Annotated in this window: 18 protein-coding genes and 2 pseudogenes; 9 read left to right on the forward strand and 11 right to left on the reverse strand. The window is 69.9% G+C overall.

Annotated features, from left to right (window positions below; all coding sequences use genetic code 11):
- Positions 1-138: 138 nt before the first annotated feature.
- Together ACN6LD_RS39885 and ACN6LD_RS39890 are read left to right on the forward strand one after the other, a co-directional pair.
- A pseudogene (locus ACN6LD_RS39885) lies at positions 139-501 on the forward strand (TetR family transcriptional regulator); the annotation flags it as partial.
- 308 nt (positions 502-809) lie between these two features.
- Complete coding sequence (locus tag ACN6LD_RS39890) at positions 810-971, forward strand: hypothetical protein (RefSeq protein WP_445045723.1); 162 nt, start codon at positions 810-812, stop codon at positions 969-971.
- A 12-nt stretch (positions 972-983) separates the two neighbouring features.
- Here the strand turns inward: ACN6LD_RS39890 and ACN6LD_RS39895 are convergent, their stop codons facing one another.
- Complete coding sequence (locus ACN6LD_RS39895; RefSeq protein WP_445045708.1) at positions 984-1,832, reverse strand: hypothetical protein; 849 nt, start codon at positions 1,830-1,832, stop codon at positions 984-986.
- A gap of 303 nt (positions 1,833-2,135) precedes the next feature.
- Between ACN6LD_RS39895 and ACN6LD_RS39900 the strand changes: the two genes are divergently transcribed.
- Positions 2,136-2,291, forward strand: coding sequence for a hypothetical protein (locus ACN6LD_RS39900; protein ID WP_445045709.1), 156 nt, complete (start codon positions 2,136-2,138; stop codon positions 2,289-2,291).
- Positions 2,292-3,372: 1,081 nt separating this feature from the next.
- On the opposite strand, the gene pdxR is transcribed toward ACN6LD_RS39900, so the two are convergent.
- Positions 3,373-4,791, reverse strand: coding sequence for a MocR-like pyridoxine biosynthesis transcription factor PdxR (gene pdxR, locus ACN6LD_RS39905; protein WP_445045710.1), 1,419 nt, complete (start codon positions 4,789-4,791; stop codon positions 3,373-3,375).
- 85 nt (positions 4,792-4,876) lie between these two features.
- On the opposite strand from pdxR, the gene ACN6LD_RS39910 reads away from it, so the two are divergent.
- Positions 4,877-5,191, forward strand: a complete 315-nt coding sequence (locus ACN6LD_RS39910) for a putative quinol monooxygenase (RefSeq protein WP_445045711.1) — start codon at positions 4,877-4,879, stop codon at positions 5,189-5,191.
- A 377-nt stretch (positions 5,192-5,568) separates the two neighbouring features.
- On the opposite strand, the gene ACN6LD_RS39915 is transcribed toward ACN6LD_RS39910, so the two are convergent.
- The 6 genes from ACN6LD_RS39915 to ACN6LD_RS39940 are packed head-to-tail and all read right to left on the reverse strand — an operon-like array spanning position 5,569 to position 10,237.
- The gene (locus tag ACN6LD_RS39915; protein WP_445045712.1) at positions 5,569-6,198 is read right to left on the reverse strand and encodes a hypothetical protein; all 630 of its coding nucleotides are present in this window, start codon (positions 6,196-6,198) and stop codon (positions 5,569-5,571) included.
- Positions 6,195-7,580 (reverse strand): hypothetical protein, encoded by a 1,386-nt coding sequence (locus ACN6LD_RS39920; RefSeq protein WP_445045713.1) that lies wholly within the window; start codon positions 7,578-7,580, stop codon positions 6,195-6,197. Before ACN6LD_RS39920 ends, ACN6LD_RS39915 begins: the two co-directional genes overlap by 4 nt.
- The gene (locus ACN6LD_RS39925) at positions 7,577-8,413 is read right to left on the reverse strand and encodes an ABC transporter ATP-binding protein (protein ID WP_445045714.1); all 837 of its coding nucleotides are present in this window, start codon (positions 8,411-8,413) and stop codon (positions 7,577-7,579) included. Before ACN6LD_RS39925 ends, ACN6LD_RS39920 begins: the two co-directional genes overlap by 4 nt.
- Positions 8,410-9,234 (reverse strand): zf-HC2 domain-containing protein, encoded by an 825-nt coding sequence (locus ACN6LD_RS39930; RefSeq protein WP_319189249.1) that lies wholly within the window; start codon positions 9,232-9,234, stop codon positions 8,410-8,412. The genes ACN6LD_RS39925 and ACN6LD_RS39930 overlap by 4 nt, the downstream gene beginning before the upstream one ends.
- Positions 9,231-9,791 carry an RNA polymerase sigma factor gene (locus ACN6LD_RS39935; RefSeq protein ID WP_445045715.1) on the reverse strand — a complete coding sequence of 187 codons (561 nt, stop codon included), beginning with the start codon at positions 9,789-9,791 and terminating at the stop codon, positions 9,231-9,233. The genes ACN6LD_RS39930 and ACN6LD_RS39935 overlap by 4 nt, the downstream gene beginning before the upstream one ends.
- A 53-nt stretch (positions 9,792-9,844) precedes the next feature.
- Positions 9,845-10,237, reverse strand: a complete 393-nt coding sequence (locus tag ACN6LD_RS39940) for a class I SAM-dependent methyltransferase (RefSeq protein WP_445045716.1) — start codon at positions 10,235-10,237, stop codon at positions 9,845-9,847.
- A gap of 145 nt (positions 10,238-10,382) precedes the next feature.
- On the opposite strand from ACN6LD_RS39940, the gene ACN6LD_RS39945 reads away from it, so the two are divergent.
- Both ACN6LD_RS39945 and ACN6LD_RS39950 read left to right on the forward strand, forming a co-directional pair.
- Positions 10,383-10,796, forward strand: a complete 414-nt coding sequence (locus ACN6LD_RS39945; protein WP_319189247.1) for a hypothetical protein — start codon at positions 10,383-10,385, stop codon at positions 10,794-10,796.
- 322 nt (positions 10,797-11,118) lie between these two features.
- Positions 11,119-11,256 (forward strand): annotated as a pseudogene (locus ACN6LD_RS39950) (IS21-like element helper ATPase IstB); the annotation flags it as partial.
- Between the two features lie 76 nt (positions 11,257-11,332).
- Here the strand turns inward: ACN6LD_RS39950 and ACN6LD_RS39955 are convergent.
- Both ACN6LD_RS39955 and ACN6LD_RS39960 read right to left on the reverse strand, forming a co-directional pair.
- Positions 11,333-12,109 (reverse strand): class I SAM-dependent methyltransferase, encoded by a 777-nt coding sequence (locus ACN6LD_RS39955; protein WP_445045717.1) that lies wholly within the window; start codon positions 12,107-12,109, stop codon positions 11,333-11,335.
- A 264-nt stretch (positions 12,110-12,373) separates the two neighbouring features.
- On the reverse strand, positions 12,374-13,132 hold the full coding sequence (locus ACN6LD_RS39960; protein WP_445045718.1) for a DeoR/GlpR family DNA-binding transcription regulator: 759 nt from the start codon (positions 13,130-13,132) through the stop codon (positions 12,374-12,376).
- Positions 13,133-13,180: 48 nt separating this feature from the next.
- On the opposite strand from ACN6LD_RS39960, the gene ACN6LD_RS39965 reads away from it, so the two are divergent.
- The 3 genes from ACN6LD_RS39965 (at position 13,181) to ACN6LD_RS39975 (ending at position 14,638) form a co-directional block, all read left to right on the forward strand.
- Positions 13,181-13,564 carry a DUF4406 domain-containing protein gene (locus ACN6LD_RS39965; protein ID WP_445045719.1) on the forward strand — a complete coding sequence of 128 codons (384 nt, stop codon included), beginning with the start codon at positions 13,181-13,183 and terminating at the stop codon, positions 13,562-13,564.
- Positions 13,561-14,238, forward strand: a complete 678-nt coding sequence (locus ACN6LD_RS39970; RefSeq protein WP_445045720.1) for an NUDIX domain-containing protein — start codon at positions 13,561-13,563, stop codon at positions 14,236-14,238. The genes ACN6LD_RS39965 and ACN6LD_RS39970 overlap by 4 nt, the downstream gene beginning before the upstream one ends.
- 262 nt (positions 14,239-14,500) lie before the next feature.
- A complete protein-coding gene (locus tag ACN6LD_RS39975; RefSeq protein ID WP_445045721.1) occupies positions 14,501-14,638 on the forward strand; it encodes a hypothetical protein in 138 nt (45 codons plus the stop codon).
- 127 nt (positions 14,639-14,765) lie between these two features.
- Here ACN6LD_RS39975 and ACN6LD_RS39980 read toward each other — a convergent pair whose 3' ends face one another.
- The gene (locus ACN6LD_RS39980; RefSeq protein WP_445045722.1) at positions 14,766-15,332 is read right to left on the reverse strand and encodes a hypothetical protein; all 567 of its coding nucleotides are present in this window, start codon (positions 15,330-15,332) and stop codon (positions 14,766-14,768) included.
- Positions 15,333-15,520: the final 188 nt, after the last annotated feature.

Below are 15,520 nucleotides of genomic sequence, written 5' to 3' on the forward strand. Positions count from 1 at the left end.
CCAGCATTCGATAGCAGTAGCCGATCAACTCGGTCCGGTGCGCCTCCAGCCGGAGAGCCGCCGATTCGTCACCGAGCCCGACAATGCCGACTTCCAGACCGTTCATCCCCGCCCCCTGGTGCGCACAGCATGTGCAGTATGCATCCTGCGGCGCCGGCACAGAGTAATTGTCAATTTCTGTGGGTCATCGCATGTTCCTTCTGGGTGGTCAGAGGGCTCGACGGTCGAGCCTCTCAACATAACCGAACCAAAGTTCAGGTTCACTGTATTGCTATCCTTCCAGGGGCAACTGGGCGTGGATTCGGGAGAAACTGCGTGGCGTCACCGGGAAGGCGTCCGGCGCAACAGGAGCGCAGCAGGCTCACGGAGCGCAAGATTCTCGACGCGGCACGGCATGCGCTGGCCGAGGGCCGCTGGGAGGGCCTGGCTGTGGCGAAGGTGGCGGCAGCGGCCAGGGTGTCGGTCGGTGCCGTCTACGACCGGTTCACCGACAAGAACGGCCTGGTTCACTCGGTGCAGCACGACATGCTCGACGAGGTCGACGCCGATTTGCGGGCCGCTTTCGCCGAACTCGCAGAGCGCACCGACACTCCGCCGGCGCAGCTGGTGGCCGACGCCGTCCACGCGCTGGCGGTGCAGGTGGCCAGGCACGGGACGGTGATGAGCCCGCTCATCCTGCGGGCCGCGGCCGACGCCTCACTGCAAAAGCGCGGCAACGCCACCAGCGCTCGTGCGGAGGAACTGTTCACCTCACTCTGCTGGTCCGCCCGGACGACCTCACGTGCCCCCACCCGGAAACAGCGGTACCCATGGCCTTCCGTGCGGTGTTCAGCACGGTCATGTGGCAGGTCATCTTCGGACCCGGCACCGGCCAGCACTATCCGATCGCCGAGGACCGGCAGATGCACGAGTTGATCGCCCTCTGCCAGGCGTACCTGCTGCCCGCCCCACCAGGGGAAGGCACAGGGTAGGCGCGCGCTCCCCTACGTTTCAGGCACGCCGGGACGACGGTCATCGCGACCACGCACCACAGCCGACCGCGGGCGGTCGACAGAGAAGCCGACCACCTCGGATTCCGGCTCCACGTCCCGATCTGTCTGCGGCTGCTGCTGCGCGTGGCGCAGTTGCCGCGCGGGGCCTGGGAGCCGGTACGGGTCGGGGCGGTCGATGTCCAGTGCCAGGCGAAGCTGCGAGATGTACAGGTCGACCTCGAAGGCGCGGTATCCGCAGGTCTGGCCTCCGCCTGGATCCCTGAACGCTCCGGGATGCGTTCTGAGCAGGTGTTTCAGGAGACTTTCATTCGACCGCGTCCGTACCTCTTGGAGGAATGTGTCCACTGCGGAGATGTCGTACAGCGGCTGGCTTTCGGTGTCGCGGTGGTCCCAGCGCTCCACTGCGAACCGGGGTGCCGGCACCGCTTCGAGGAGTTGGTGCATGGCGTCGGTTCGGCGGCGCGCCTCGTCGCGTTCGGCAGCCTCGTCCGTACGCCGGGCGTCAAGGCCGGCGGTGACACGCTCCTCCAGCTCCGAGAGCCTTTCGGTCGCGGCTGCGAGGGCCTGCTCGAGCACCTCGATCCTGCTCTGGGCTTCGTGAACCTCTGCAGCCAGGCTCTCGCTGGGACGCCGGTGCAGGTCATCCTGGTGAGCCCGCTGCCATGCCTGACGCCACGGCTCCCAAGTCTGGCCGCATCCCGTCGTGATGAACGCCTTGAAGGTGGCTTCCCGGGGAAAGACCCTGCCGTTGACCAGGCCGGAGATGGTCCCGGTCGACAGGTTTCCCTTCTTGGCGACCTGGCTGCCGCTCAGGTCCAGGCAGGCCATGAGCTCCTTCACGGCGAGCACGAGCTGCCGCGAGGACGTCACGTGTGCCGGGTCCGGCAGCGGGCGAGCAGGATAAGTCGTCATGAATCCCCTTAGCAGTAGGCCAACACCGTAATTGAACGAGCCTTCTCAGCAGGGGCTTTCACGGCAACGCGGCGGTGTTCGCAGTTGCCGTGCCTTGAAGGGGTCCGGGGGGCCGGTTCTCTGATGTTCTTGTCCCGGTTGCTCGCCGACCTACACGTTCTGTCCCCGCCCCGCATGCCGGGAGGGACAGGACTTCCCGACCCGCGAACCACGCCAACAGGAGGTCAACTCATGTCCAACGGCCCGCAGGACCGCCACTCCGTGGCCATCGCCCTCCTGGGCACGACGCTCGCCGGACTGATCGCCGTGGCGTACCCGGTCCTGATCCCGGCCCTGGGCGTCGCGTTCGCCGCCTTCATGGCCCTGACCGTGTTCCTGAAACTCTGACCGCGGCCTGCGACCGGAGAATCGGCCGTGAACGGAGCGGGCAGGTTGCCGCGTTCGGGCACGTCCACAAGTGAGTGTCAGGTCCATCATGGCTGTTCGGGGGCGGTTCAGGCAGGAAAGGCCGAGCCTGTGGCCCAGCGGGCAGCCCGACACCCGCCTCCGCCCTCCGCGCTCCCCCTCGACACGGGAGCGCAGGGCCTGATCAGCATCGGACAGTCCGCCGCCTACCGCTCTGGCCGGACGCCTCGCCAAGCAGCAGCTGGCCAACGCGGTGCTCCCCGACCGGCCCGACCTTCGCCCTCGCCGTCCTTCTCGCCGCGCACCGACAGCTCCTCTCCACCGGACAGCTGCCGCGCGGCCGACACCGCAGCCTATTTTCAGGCCGGCACAAGACGTCCCGATCAGGGCGCAACCCCACTACCTGGCAACCCCTTTGAGGAGACCGACTTATGGCCGCGTTCACGCACAGGACCCTGAAGCACGCCTGCTCCCACCGCGTGGATCACGACCTGTCCAATCGCCCTGCCGACAAGCGGGCAGGCTTCGCCCGCCGGCTCGGGTCGAGGACTGCTCTGTCGACTGCAACATCCTCACTTCGTCGGTCACGGCGCAACAGGCCGCGATAAAGGAACAAGTGATGGGTGTGCGCGATGAGTTGATGGAGGATGCCGGGGCCGGCCCCCGCCTTGGACGTCGGCGATGCTCGGGATGCTCAGACGCTGCTGCTCAACGAGGCCGCGGCCCGGATGACGGCCGGTACCGCGTTGTCCGCCTTCGGCCGCCGGACCGAAGGCCTCGCCCAGTCGGAACGACCGATGTCACTGTCCGTCGGCTGCGGAGCCCCGCCCCGTCCGAAATGATCGATCAGGAGCACCACCGGATCGCCGGCCAACCACCGCTTCCGGCAACCGGCACGTGAGGTTCCCGGAGACGGCCGGCGAGGCCCCCGACGAGCCCCGGCGAAGCCGCCTGCCGTGGCCGCTGCCGGCTGTAGCCGGAGACAGTCGCCGCCTGTCGGCGCGTCCGCGACTCAGTTCACTGCGCGCCGCCGGCTGGGCGGCGGGCCCGCCGCGCCGGCCGATCACGGTGCGCCTCCGCTTTCGAGCACCGCCGCGATCTCCGCCGCGGCGAAGGACGCGCGGGCCGGTGAGAGCCGGCCGTACCCGATGACCAGAGCAGGCCGGAGGCGGCGGCGGGCATAGCGCGACAGAGGCATCACGGCCACGCCCCGGCGCGCCAAGCGGGCGGCGACATCGCGGTCGTCGTGCCCGGGCGGCAGCGAGAGCACCAGATGCAGTCCGGCGGCGATCCCTTCCACGGGACCGGCGTCGCGGATGACGGCGTGGCTGTACAGGGCCGCGAGCACCGACTCCCGCCGCTCGCGGTACAGCGTGCGGGCGCGGCGCAGGTGTTTGTCGTAGTCGCCGGCGTCGATGAGCCGGGCGAGCGCCAGTTGGTCGAACACTCCGGGTCCCGCGCCCGACCTTTCGAGAGCATCGATCACCGGGTCTCTCAGGCGAGCGGGGGGCACCATCCATCCCATCCGCAGCCCCGGGTGCAGGGTCTTGCTCACGGAGCCGAGGTAGGCGACGTTGTCCCGGTCGAGGGACGCAAGCGCTCCGATCGGCTTGCGGTCGTATCGGAATTCGGAGTCGTAGTCGTCCTCCAGGACGATGGTCGAACTCTGCGCCGCCCAGGCCAGCAGGGACCGCCGCCGTCCCGCCGACAGCGCGGCGCCGGTGGGGAACTGGTGGGCGGGCGAGCAGAGCACCGCGTCCACACCGGTCCGTTCCAGCCGTACGACGTCGAGGCCCTCGCCGTCGACGGCCACCGGTTCGATCGCCAGCCCCGCGTGGGCCGCCGCATCACCCAACCGGCTCCAGCCGGGGTCCTCCACCGCCAGCCGAGAAGCGGAACGCCGGGCCAGCACGCCTGCCAGCAGTGCCACGGCGTGCGTGGTGCCGCAGGTGACGACCACCTCATCAGGCGAAACCGTCATCCCCCGGGTTCGTGCCAGGTAACCGGACACGACCTCACGCAGCCGCCGCGCGCCCTCGGCCGGGGGGAACACGTCCGACCCCTCACCGGTCAGGAGGACGTGCTGCATCGCCCGGCTCCAGACGGCGGCGGGAAACCCTGCCACGTCGGGTGCGCCGGGCCGGAGATCGACCACGACCGGTGCGGGCGCCTGCGCCGGGCGCGCGACCGGCGAAACGGCCGGCGTCGTCGACACGTCCGGCGCCACCCGCGTGCCCGACCCCTGCCGTGCCACGAGGTGCCCTTCGGCGACGAGCTGTACATACGCTTCGTTGACCACCCAGCGCGAGCAGTTCAGCTCCTCGGCGAGCGCCCGGCTCGGGGGCAGCGCGTCACCGGGAGTGAGGCGGCCCGCCAGGATCGCGTTCCTGATCGCGGCCGTCAGACGTTCGTGCAACGCTCGCCCGTCGTCCGGCACGTCGAGGAGGAGACCGGTGACGTGATTGGTCTGTTTAACAGGCATGCGAATGGACTGTAGCACCGGACCATTTCGCCCTAGCCTCTGGATCAGCCCTGTTCCCGGGGCTCGTATCTCTGAGGAGCACGCCATGACATCGACGAAGGCCCCTTTGACGGTCATCGCGCGGATGCACGCGAAGGACGGTTGCGAAGCGGCCCTGCACGACGCCCTGACAGCGCTCCTGGCACCCACCCGGCAGGCGCCGGGCTGCCTGAAGTACGACCTCCACACCGAGAGGGGCGAGCCCGGCCGCTTCTGGTTCTACGAAGTGTGGCACCACCCCGAGGACCACGCCGCGAATCTGAAGTCGCCGCACATCACCGACTTCCTCGGTCGGACGGCAGTCCTGCTCGACGGTGATCTGGAGGTCCACTTCCTCGACAAGAGCCCGACCGGAGGCTGAGGCCGCTCAACCCGCCCCCGTCCTCCGGCCCGCCTCTCCGGCGGCGAAGCCGGATGAGCCCCAGCCGCGCGCGACAGGCCTCGCCGCGCGGGAGCGGGCGGCGTCGCGCGGATCGAACGCGGTCGTCAGCGGCAGCCGGCTCAGGTCTGCCTCGGTGGACGGGGTGCAGGCACACATGACGTTGCGCCCGTCCCCGTCCCTCGGCCCGAGGTTGGCGACGGCCGTGGCCGTGGCGCCTGCGAGGGGCGCGGCCGTGGCCGCGCCCCACCAGGACCGGTGACGGCCCTTCGCGGTACGGACCGTGGCGGCCGGCTCTTCGGTGCGCCGCGGGATATTCCGGAGCCCGGTCTGACCGTCGACCTACGGCGGCGACACGCTCACCGGTGCGCACCGCGACCGCGCCGCGACGCTCGCCCGGCCGGCAGTGCGAGAGCCTCCGGTCCCACTGAGGCGTAGAGCGCCGTGCCGAACACCGCGAGGCACAGTGCCGTCCAGGTCGCCTCGGGTGTGCCGGCCGGCAACATCATCCAGGTCGCCACCTTCACCGGCACACTGGTCGCCGAGGGCGGAGCGAGGAACGCGAACGCGAGCCAGGTGAAGGGGAACGCCCAGGCGTACCGCCCGCCCGCGACCGCCGCACCGAGGGCGGTCAGCCCCGCCAGCCCCGCGCAGTCCCGGGCGACGAACGCGGTGGTGGTCAGGTCCTGGCCCAGCGTCTGCACCGTCAGGAACACGGCGCCGACGATCGCGCCGCCGAGCAGCACGTGCGCCGCTCTGCGGGGTGCCCAGCGGATCGCGGCACTGCGGTCCAGGTCGAGGTCCTGCCCGCCGAGTCCGATCGAGAGGGCCATGGCGCCGGCGGTGAGGACGACCGCGGGCAGTTGCGACCCACCGGGCGCGCCGCTTCCGTCCCGAGTGAGCGCCCACACGGCCAGGGCGCTGATCAGCACCGTGGCGAGGAACGCGGGCACCTGACGGGAGTGTGCGTACAGCATGAGCCATCTCACCGGGACGGACCGCCTTTGAGTGCCTCGAACGCGTCGCCCTCGCATGAGAGAGCGACGGCGCGCATCGCGTTGATGCGTGCGAGCTGTTGCGCCCGTGGCAGCGCCATGAGCTCCTCCCACACCGGGCGGACCCTGTCGACGACGTGGCGGTTCAACGCTGCCGACCCGGTGCCGGGCAGCGGCTCGAGTTCCCCCAGCACCCAGCCCACCGCGACGGTCTGCGCGAATTGGTCGCTGCCGAACGTGCTCCAGCCGGCGGGACTGCATCCCGGCACCATGCCCTGAGCGATCAGAGCCTTGGTCACCTCATCGCCCTTCGCTGCGGCGAACATGTCGTCGTCGAAGTGGAAGAGCACGGTCGTGCGGGGCCACCGCGGTGTGGAGCCGTCCGGCAGTAGGGCGGTGTTCTCCCGGACCGTCTCCGGCGCCCGGGCGCCCAGCGCGCCGTGCAGCAGACGCAGAGCCTCCTTGGCGGGACCTGCCAGGCCGGCGAGTCGGGCCTGCTGCGTGCTGCTCACGCAGACGGAGCCGTCGCACACCGGCCTCGCTGCGGCCTGGTCGAGGACGAACATCCGGCGCGGGTCCGAGGGCAGGACGAGCAGGGCGAGCGTCACGCCCGCCAGGACGGGCGCCAGTGCGAGCAGCCGGGTATGCAGGGCCGCGGCGACCAGCAGCGCGAAGCCGGTCGACGCCATGCCCAGCATCCAGATCGTCTGTCCGAGGTGCACGGAGGCGGAGAGCGTCACGAACGCGTTCGGCACCCTCTCCACGGCAGGCGACAGCAGGACGAGCCGGTTCGGCTCCGCTGCGGGGGCCCCGGGCATCGTGGCCGTCTCGGCCCGGGCCAGGACCGCCGTGAAGACGAAGGCACCCATGGCGAGCGCGGGCGGGGTGAGCACGGAAGGCAGAGCCCGCGCGGCTCCCATGCCCAGAACCGACCCCGCGACGAGGGCCAGTACGCCCACCAGCGAGATGGGCAGCCAGCCGAGGTGGGTGTACTCGGTGCGGGTGAACACCTGGACTGCGCCCACCAGGATCAGCGACACGAACGCCGCGACCAGGGCCCCTGCCGTCGTGCCCGCCAGCGTGGCCGCGCGGTGCCAGGCGGGACGGGGTGTGCTCGTCAGGAGATCGGAGATCTTCGAGCGGTGGTCGCGCAGGCCCTGAAGTGCTCCGAGTCCTATGGCGAGCGGCCACAGGTAGAAGAGCAGGGTGCGGGTCCAAAGGGCCATGGACGTCCACTGGCCCGTCCACGCCGTGGTGGTGCCCGACCACGGTTCGGAGATCAGGTACAGCAACGCCGACCCCGTAGCCAGGGCCACGACGCCGGCCCATGGGGCCGAGGAGCGCTTCAGCTCGGTGCGCAGGACTCGGACGTTCACCAGTTGCCCCTCGTCTGTCCGGGGGTGAGCAGCAGGGCGGAGTAGCCGCGCTCGAGCGGGCTGTCGCCCACGTGCCCCGGTCCGCCCGCCGCGGCCAGCCGGTCGGGGGTGCCCTGGAAGACGAGCCGTCCTTCGGCGAAGAGCACCACGTCCGTGCAGGCGGCGGCGACGTCCTCCACCAGGTGGGTGGAGACCACGACGCAGGTGTCCGTGCCCAGTTGCTGCAGCAGCTCGCGGAACCGCAGCCGTTGAGCCGGGTCGAGACCGACCGTCGGCTCGTCCAGGAGCAGGATCTCCGGGTCGTTGACGATGGCCTGGGCGATGCCGGCCCTGCGGACCATGCCGCCCGACAGGGCCTTCATCCTCTCGTCGGCGCGGTCCGCCAGGCCGACCCTCTCTATGGCGCGCTGCACGGCGGCGGGTATGTCCGCCTTGGGAACCTCCTTCAGCCATGCCATGTACTCGATGAACTCACGCGCCGTGAAGCGTTTGTAGTAGCCGAACTCCTGCGGCAGATAGCCGATCCGGCGGCGCAGCGCACGCTGGTCCCCCCGACCTCCCGCAGCGGGTTCGCCGAGCAGTTCCAGGGTGCCCCCGCTGGGGCGCAGGACCGTGGCGAGTGCGCGGATCAGGGTGGTCTTTCCGGCCCCGTTGGGTCCGAGCAGGCCGTGCACGCCGGTGCCCAGGGAGAGGTCGAGCCCGTCGACGGCCATCCGTGTGCGACCCACCCGCACTTTCAACCCCGCGGCCCGGACTGCCCAGGCGTGACGTGTCGGCGCCAGGTCGGCTCCGCTCACTGCGGACATCGTGTGGTGTTCCTTCCGGTAGGTCATCGATGGGCTCCCAGCACGGCGAACGCGCCCCTACGGGCGATGACGACACCGGTGGCGAGCGTGAGGATCAGCGCCCACACGGGCAGGCCGCCCCTGTCCAGAGCGACGGGGGTGCGGCTGGTGGTCAGGGCCGGAGCCAGGACAAGGGCGGCCCATACCGTGATGAGTGCGGCGGCGGCGCGAGTCACGCCGATCACGCCGCCCAGCGCCAGGGTCGTGGAGGTGAACGCCAGGCAGGGCAGCAGCCACTGCGCGACTGTCACTCCGGTCATCCAGCCGCCCGCCAGCAGTACGGGGACGACGGCGGCGAGCACGGAGGCGGTGCGGCGCAGGACCAGGGGCAGCCCGGCCCGGGGCGTGGAGGCGGTCAGTTCGTAGGCCGGGTCCAGGCCCCGCGACCAGGACGCCGCGACACCCAGCACGGGCAGGACGGGGGCGAGCAGCAGCACGAGCGGTACCGGTGCCGCGCCGGTGCCGTATCCGGCCAGGTCGAGCAGCAGGGCGAGCAGCGTCACGCTCATGACCATGGCCAGCCAAGGTGCCGTCGTGGGCGTCGCCCACCTGGACAACCAGGTGGGCCGTCGCCGTCGGTGCGGCATCGTGGCGGTGGCGGACAGCAGGGGTTCGAGGTCGGACCGCACGGCGCGCACCAGCGCCGTGACGGTCGGCACTGCCGCGGTGACGGCGGCCGACACCCGGTCGCGGCAGACACGGCATGCCTCCAGGTGGGCTTCCAGGGCCCACACCTCGTCGGCGGCGATATCGCCGTCGCCGCGCGCGTAGGCGTCGATGAGATGTGTCGAGGCGTGTTCCACGCTCATGTCAGGGCCCTCCGCATCTCGGTCCGGGCCCGGCGGGCCCGTGTTTTGACCGTGCCCTCGGGCACGCCGAGCAGGACCGAGGTCTCTCGGACCGACAGCCCGTCGAGCACCATGGCCTGCAGAACCTGTCTGAGCTCCGGCGCGAGGCGCCGCAGCGCGTCGCCGACTTCGCCGTCGGTGCTCGCCGCGAGCGCCTCCTCCTCGGCGGCCGGCGCCGTGCTCCACGGGGCCGCCGCGAGCGGCGGGTCCGCGTGGTGGGCTCTTCTGCGGAACGCGTCGACGAGGCGGCGCGCCGCGATCGTCCACAGCCAGCCGACGGCGGTCCCTCCGACGGCGGCTCCGGCGAACGCACCCGCCGCGCGCCACACCGCCAGATACGTCTCCTGCATGACCTCGGCGACGATCTGTTCGTCGGCGCAGCGGCGTCGCAGGCGGACTGCCAGCCACGGCGCAGTGCGCTGGTACAGCACCTCGAAGGCCGCACGGTCGCCCTTGGCCACCAGCCGGACGAGACTCTCCTCGTCCCGCTCGTCCAGTGCTTTCCTCTCTCGTCTCACACCCGCTAGACGCCCGGCGAGGGCGACGGGTTTTCCGTTCGCTGTGATGCCCGTCACTTTGGCGTCGAGGGGGCCACGGCCCCGCGCCGGGGCCGCCGCGTCGATGAATACCCCGATACAACGAGGCTTGTTGCAGACCCGTCCGGCGGCTGTTCTGCTGGGCGTCGGGGCCTTCGCAGACATGCTCTCCGCGCCTGGCCGGTCCTCGCGCAGATCCACCGCGACGGCGATCCGCTCACACCGTGCAAACGACCCGAAGGCCCGCTCCTGGCGCAGGACCGAAGCCTTGAAGTCCCGGGTCCGCGGCGGTGTCGACCTCGAACAGCCAATGCCGTCAGGCAAGTTGATCTGAAAAGCCGGCTGTCCATGCCGACGCCGAGCAGCACGAACTGCCGGATCCCGGGCACGTAGGCCTGCCGGATCCCGGACGCGGAGACCTGCGGCAAAGTGTTCGGTCACGCGCGCAGGTGGCAGGGGGTCTACCGACCCTTGCCGCGTGACGTCGTGGGGGCTGACGATGTGTCATAGCCGCCAGGCAACGCCGAGACTTCACGGGTTCCGGCAGCAAACCGGATGCTGCATGATCGAACGATGCTGGTCGAACTGGTGAAAGTCTCAAAGTTCCCCTGGAGCCACTGGCTGGCCCAGATCCAGACCCCGTTCGGAGGGACAGCGGTCCGCTGGTGCGGTGACCAAGCCGCGAGGCCGGGCAAGTATCACGTCGAGTGGACGGTCGACGAGGACATCGTCTGGGGGCGGAACGCGAAACCGGCTGCCGGTATCGGACCGGGGGTCCGGCCCGGCGGGCACTGCGTTGTCCTCCGCGGACGACTGGACCTCACAGTGGACGGCGCCGCCGTGCTGGACTTCGATGGCACTCAGATTCTGCTGGACCTCGCTGATCCGCTGCCCGAGGGTGTTGCCGGCACATGGGTCGAGCTCTTCATCGACCGCGACAAGATCGCTCTCTACCCGTACGAACTCCGACCAGAGATCAGTTCTTGACCGCCGCCCACTCCGCCGAGCGGGTCTCATCAATGCGGTCGGACCAATAGTTCATGGTGGCCCCGGGGTCCATGCCGAACGCGAGGCAACGAGCTTGGGGTCCATGGTGTCGACCAGGTTGAGCAGTCGAGTGCAGCGGATCATGCGGGGTGGGAACCCGCCGGCGTCGAGGACGTGGCTGCCACAGGCGGTGGACGCCCGTCGCCCGGACCGCTCGATGGGCCCCTCGCCCGCACGAAGGGCCGGTCGGTGGCGACGCTGTCAGCAGGCCCCGCACAGTTCCAGCCCTGCGAACATGTGCCAGCATATGCTGGCCCCAGATGGCTGGACGAAGACGTTCACCGACCCGCGGGTCCGCGCAGCCGCCGTCGACCGGCTGACATTCAGCGGCTCCATCATCGAGACCGGCACCGACTCCTACCGTCTCGCCGGCGCCCGGGCACGAGCCGAACAACCCGCCAAAGCCGGCCTACACCTGCCGGCCCCGGCTCGACCGTCGCCTCATGGACGGTGGTCGAGCCGGACGGTGCAATCATCTACCCGTCGGCGCGGGCAACAAGCATCGGCTGGAAGAAGCCTGTCTCCCCCGGCATCCGCCACCGGGCGTCGACAAAACCGGCCTCGGCTGCGAGCCCGGCCAACCGGTCTGGGCCGATTGCCCAGTAGGTGGTCCGGCGGACCTGAACACGCCATTCTCCGCCGGCCGGGAGGAGTTGGAAGTGCTCCAAGTCGTAGCGCTCGCCGTCGTCGTGCCAGTGCCAGAGCTGGAAGGTGACTGTCCGTTCTCCGCCGTCGGCACAGTCGGCGGTCCGGTGGACTTGTGGAGGCGTCGAAACGGGGCGGTCGCGCAGCACGTCATCGTAGGGGCGTGTACTGACCAGCAGCAGTCCAGCGGGACGCAGAACGCGGCGCATCTCGGCAAGGGCAGCGTGCACATCCTGCCCCGTCAGCAGATGGGGCAGCGAGTTGTCAGCGCAGACGACGACATCGAACCGGTCGTCGAAAAACGGGAGGCGTCGCATGTCGGCGGCTGCCGTGCGCAGGCTCAGGCTCCGCCGGGCGGCCTCACGGGCAGCGCGGGCGGCGGCGCGAGGGCTGAGATCGGTCCCGGTGACGCGGTGCCCGCGCAGCGCCAAGCCGATGGCCTGGGTGCCGATGCCGCAGGAACAGTCGAGCACCTCCGCGCGATCCTGGCCGATCAGGGCGTCAAGGGCATCCCCTTGCCGGTGGACGCTCGCGTCCCAGTCTGAGTAGATGAGGTGGTAGTCGTCGGCCAGTTCGTCGTAAAAATGCGCCACCGATGTCTCAGGCATGGCCCGAGGCTACCGCGCCTGATCTCTCGGAGGCGCTGGTCGCCCCAGTGATCGACGCGAACGCCCTCACTGACGACAGCGCCGTCATTTTCCGTGCCCCTTTCCGACCGCGCGGATCGACAGCTGCTGTTGAAACTCGGTTCTGGCACACATTCCGTGGGGGGAGCAATTGTCAATTCCGGTGGATGTCTGAAGCGCGGTGGCGGGTTGGTGCCCTGGATGACCTGTCGGCCGGTCGGCGATCCCGTGTTCGGCACGTAGCTGTCAGTCGGCTGCCAGGACCTCCACGCCGAGCGCCGTGAGCTGCTCAACGACGGCGTCGTGGGGGTCGGCGTCGGTGATCAGTCCGCTGATCTTCTCCCAGGGCAGGACGCGGAACCGCGAAGCGGTGCCGATCTTCTCGGACGAGGCGAGGACGTAGGTATCTGCGGCCCGCGCGGCCAGGGCGCGCTTCATCGCGGCCTCCTCTGCGTCGCCGGTGGTCAGGCCCGCCTCGGGGTGCACGCCGGTGACGCCGATGAGGCACAGGTCGGCGGAGACATTCTGCGCGGCCTCGACCGCGGCCGCACCGCAGGCGACCGCGGAGTGCTTGAAGATGCGGCCGCCGAGCAGGAAGAGCTCGACCTGCGGGTGGTCGAGCAGGGCAGCGGCGATCGTCGGACTGTGGGTGATCACGGTGCAGGCCAGGTCCTGCGGGAGCGCGTGGGCGACAGCCAGGGCAGTGGTGCCGCCGTCGAGGATCAGCGCGCCGCCCGGCCGCACCAGCCCGGCGGCCACCGAGGCGACCTTCCGCTTGCCGTCGGGGGCCACGGCCTGCCGGGCGGCGTAGTCCGCCACGGCCGGGGAAACAGGCAACGCCCCGCCGTAGACCCGCTGGCACATTCCCTCGGCCGCCAGATCGCGCAGGTCGCGCCGCACACTGTCCTCGGAGATCCCCAGTGCGGCGGCGACGTCCTTGGCGATGATCTTGCCCTCGCGGGCAAGCATACCCAGCAGGTGGTCACGGCGTTCAGCGGCCAGCATCCGCACTCTCTCCTGTTCTTGCACGTTTCTGCATGTATTGTAGCGCCCGTGACCGACAAGCCCATGCTCATCCTGATCGCCGGGCCTTACCGCTCCGGCACCGACGGCGATCCGCAGGCCATGGCCGCCAACCTCGCCCGCCTCGAAGCCGCCGCCTGGCCCGTCTTCGCCGCCGGCCACCTCCCCGTGATCGGGGAATGGATCGCCCTGCCCGTCCTGCAGTCAGTCGGCGCGGGCCCCACCGACCCCCTCGCCGACCAGGTGCTCTACCCGACCGCCGACCGCCTCCTCGCCCACTGCGACGCCGTGCTGCGCCTGCCCGGCGACTCCACCGGAGCCGACCAGGACGCCGCCACCGCCCGCCGCCGCGGCCTGCCCGTCTACCACGACGTGGCCGAGATTCCCTGCCGCACCCCGCAGGAGACCGCGTGACAAGCCGCCCCGGCATCGACACACCCGACCACCGCGGCCGCACCGCCCTCGACCAGGCCGGACGAGGCCTGGACCGTAACCCCGACGTCGTGATCCGCGACGTCGAACTCACCTCCCAGGGCTGGCACGTCCTGCGCCGCACCACCTTCGACCACCGCCGCCGTGACGGACGCTGGGAAACCCAGCGGCGCGAGACCTACGACCGCGGCAACGGCGCCGTCGTCCTGCCCTACGACACCGAACGTGGCTACGTCTTGCTCACCCGCCAGTTCCGCTACCCGGCCTACGTCAACGACCACCCAGACGGCATGCTCGTCGAAGCGGCCGCGGGGCTGCTCGACGCGGACGACCCGCCGACCGCCGTCCGGCGCGAGAGCGCCGAGGAACTCGGCGTCACCCTCGGCCCGCTCACCCATGTCCTCGACGCCTACATGAGCCCCGGCTCCGTCACCGAGCGCCTCCACTTCTTCGCCGCCTCATACACCCCGGCCGACCGGACCGGGACCGGCGGCGGACTCGAGGAAGACGGCGAAGACATCGAGGTCCTCGAACTGCCCTTCTCAGAAGCCCTCGCCATGACCCGCGACGGACGCATCACCGACGGCAAGACCATCCTGCTCCTGCAATGGGCAGCCCTGGACGGACCCTTCGCCCCCGCAGCGAGCGGCCACTGACCACGCCGCCACTCCGTTGCGGCACCGCATGTTGAGTCGCTACTGCCGCGAGGGCGGTCCGGTCCTCGTGAGCAAAGAGGACGGCTGGGTGAGCCCGGGGTACTTCGTCGTCACAAACGTGGTTGTCCGAGCCCTCTGCTGGCCGTCGGAGTGCGTACTCCGACGGCGTAGTCCCGCCTTGAGCAGGACAGTCATCGGGCGGCGGTGAGAAGTACCTGTATATGGAGGAACGGGAGCTTGGCGGCGGCCGAACATCTGGCGCTTGACCATCTCAAAGTGGTTGACCCGGCCCTCGACTGCGCCGGAGTTCCACTGGCTGGTCAGGCCCTGGACGACGGCGTCCCAGTCCTTCTCCAGGCCGGTGGCGAAAGAGCGGGTGATCTGGTGGCTGCCGCGGTAGCCGAAACTCTGGAGCTCTGAGTGGAGCTGGATCGCGTTGGTGAATCCGTGATGACGCTGATGTGAGTCACGACCAGGGCGGCCGGGTAGGCCCAGCCGGCGTTAGTGGCTCCGAAGCGCCGGAGAAGTCAGGCGTAGGCGTAGTCGGACGACGAGTACTCCGAATAGCAGCCGGCCATCGGGCGTGGAACGTCGCTGCCGCACTGGGCGCAGCTCACCGGGCGGCCACCGTCCCGGCCGCGAATGGTGATCCACTCGCCGCTCTTACCGGTCAGCACTTGACGTAGGTCTTCTTTCCCGTGTGCTCCTGATTCGACCGCAGTTTTGGCAAAGTCGAGGAAGGACAGGCGATGTGTGCAGGAGGGGCACCGAACGTCAACGACCTTCAAAGGGCCCCTGAGGTCCTTGGCGGATACGTCTAGATAGTCGGCCAACTCCAAAGTCTCGGCCTCGTCCATCTCTCGCATGCCCGCTGCCTCGTCGCACGCAAGCCTGGAGATGGACCCCTTCGGCACCTGGTACGTCCGGGTCTCGTCAGGTCTGTCTTTGAGGTATCCGAGAACCTCGTCGAATGTGAGTTGTAGTTGCACTTCCAAACCCCTTCCCCTTGAGGCCTCGGCCGATTCAGCCCTGCAGACCAGTCCCCGCGCGCGCTGATCGCCGGGTTCGGACCACTCGGCGAGCCAGTTCGCCATTGCGCGTCGGCAGCCCCCATCACATCAGAATTTCACACCCAAATTATTGGTTGATCCGACCTGCCGGTCGAGCCGCTCGCCGTACATGGACCGACTGCAACTTGCGGCACATGCAAGGGGCATTGAGTCGGTGACGGCACCCTCAACGCTCCCATCCGAATACCACCGTAACCGGCGCCGTAGGGTCC

This window comes from Streptomyces sp. SAS_272, assembly GCF_052543235.1.

What these genes read in the sequence shown, in the direction of transcription:
- ACN6LD_RS39930 (WP_319189249.1), bottom strand. Translation starts at nt 9,234, where the DNA reads ATGAGCGTGGAACACGCCTCGACACATCTCATCGACGCCTACGCGCGC.
- ACN6LD_RS39960 (WP_445045718.1), bottom strand. Translation starts at nt 13,132, where the DNA reads ATGCTGGCCGCTGAACGCCGTGACCACCTGCTGGGTATGCTTGCCCGC.
- ACN6LD_RS39900 (WP_445045709.1), top strand. Translation starts at nt 2,136, where the DNA reads ATGTCCAACGGCCCGCAGGACCGCCACTCCGTGGCCATCGCCCTCCTG.
- ACN6LD_RS39945 (WP_319189247.1), top strand. Translation starts at nt 10,383, where the DNA reads ATGCTGGTCGAACTGGTGAAAGTCTCAAAGTTCCCCTGGAGCCACTGG.
- pdxR (WP_445045710.1), bottom strand. Translation starts at nt 4,791, where the DNA reads ATGCCTGTTAAACAGACCAATCACGTCACCGGTCTCCTCCTCGACGTG.
- ACN6LD_RS39980 (WP_445045722.1), bottom strand. Translation starts at nt 15,332, where the DNA reads ATGGCGAACTGGCTCGCCGAGTGGTCCGAACCCGGCGATCAGCGCGCG.
- ACN6LD_RS39890 (WP_445045723.1), top strand. Translation starts at nt 810, where the DNA reads ATGGCCTTCCGTGCGGTGTTCAGCACGGTCATGTGGCAGGTCATCTTC.
- ACN6LD_RS39910 (WP_445045711.1), top strand. Translation starts at nt 4,877, where the DNA reads ATGACATCGACGAAGGCCCCTTTGACGGTCATCGCGCGGATGCACGCG.
- ACN6LD_RS39955 (WP_445045717.1), bottom strand. Translation starts at nt 12,109, where the DNA reads ATGCCTGAGACATCGGTGGCGCATTTTTACGACGAACTGGCCGACGAC.
- ACN6LD_RS39925 (WP_445045714.1), bottom strand. Translation starts at nt 8,413, where the DNA reads ATGACCTACCGGAAGGAACACCACACGATGTCCGCAGTGAGCGGAGCC.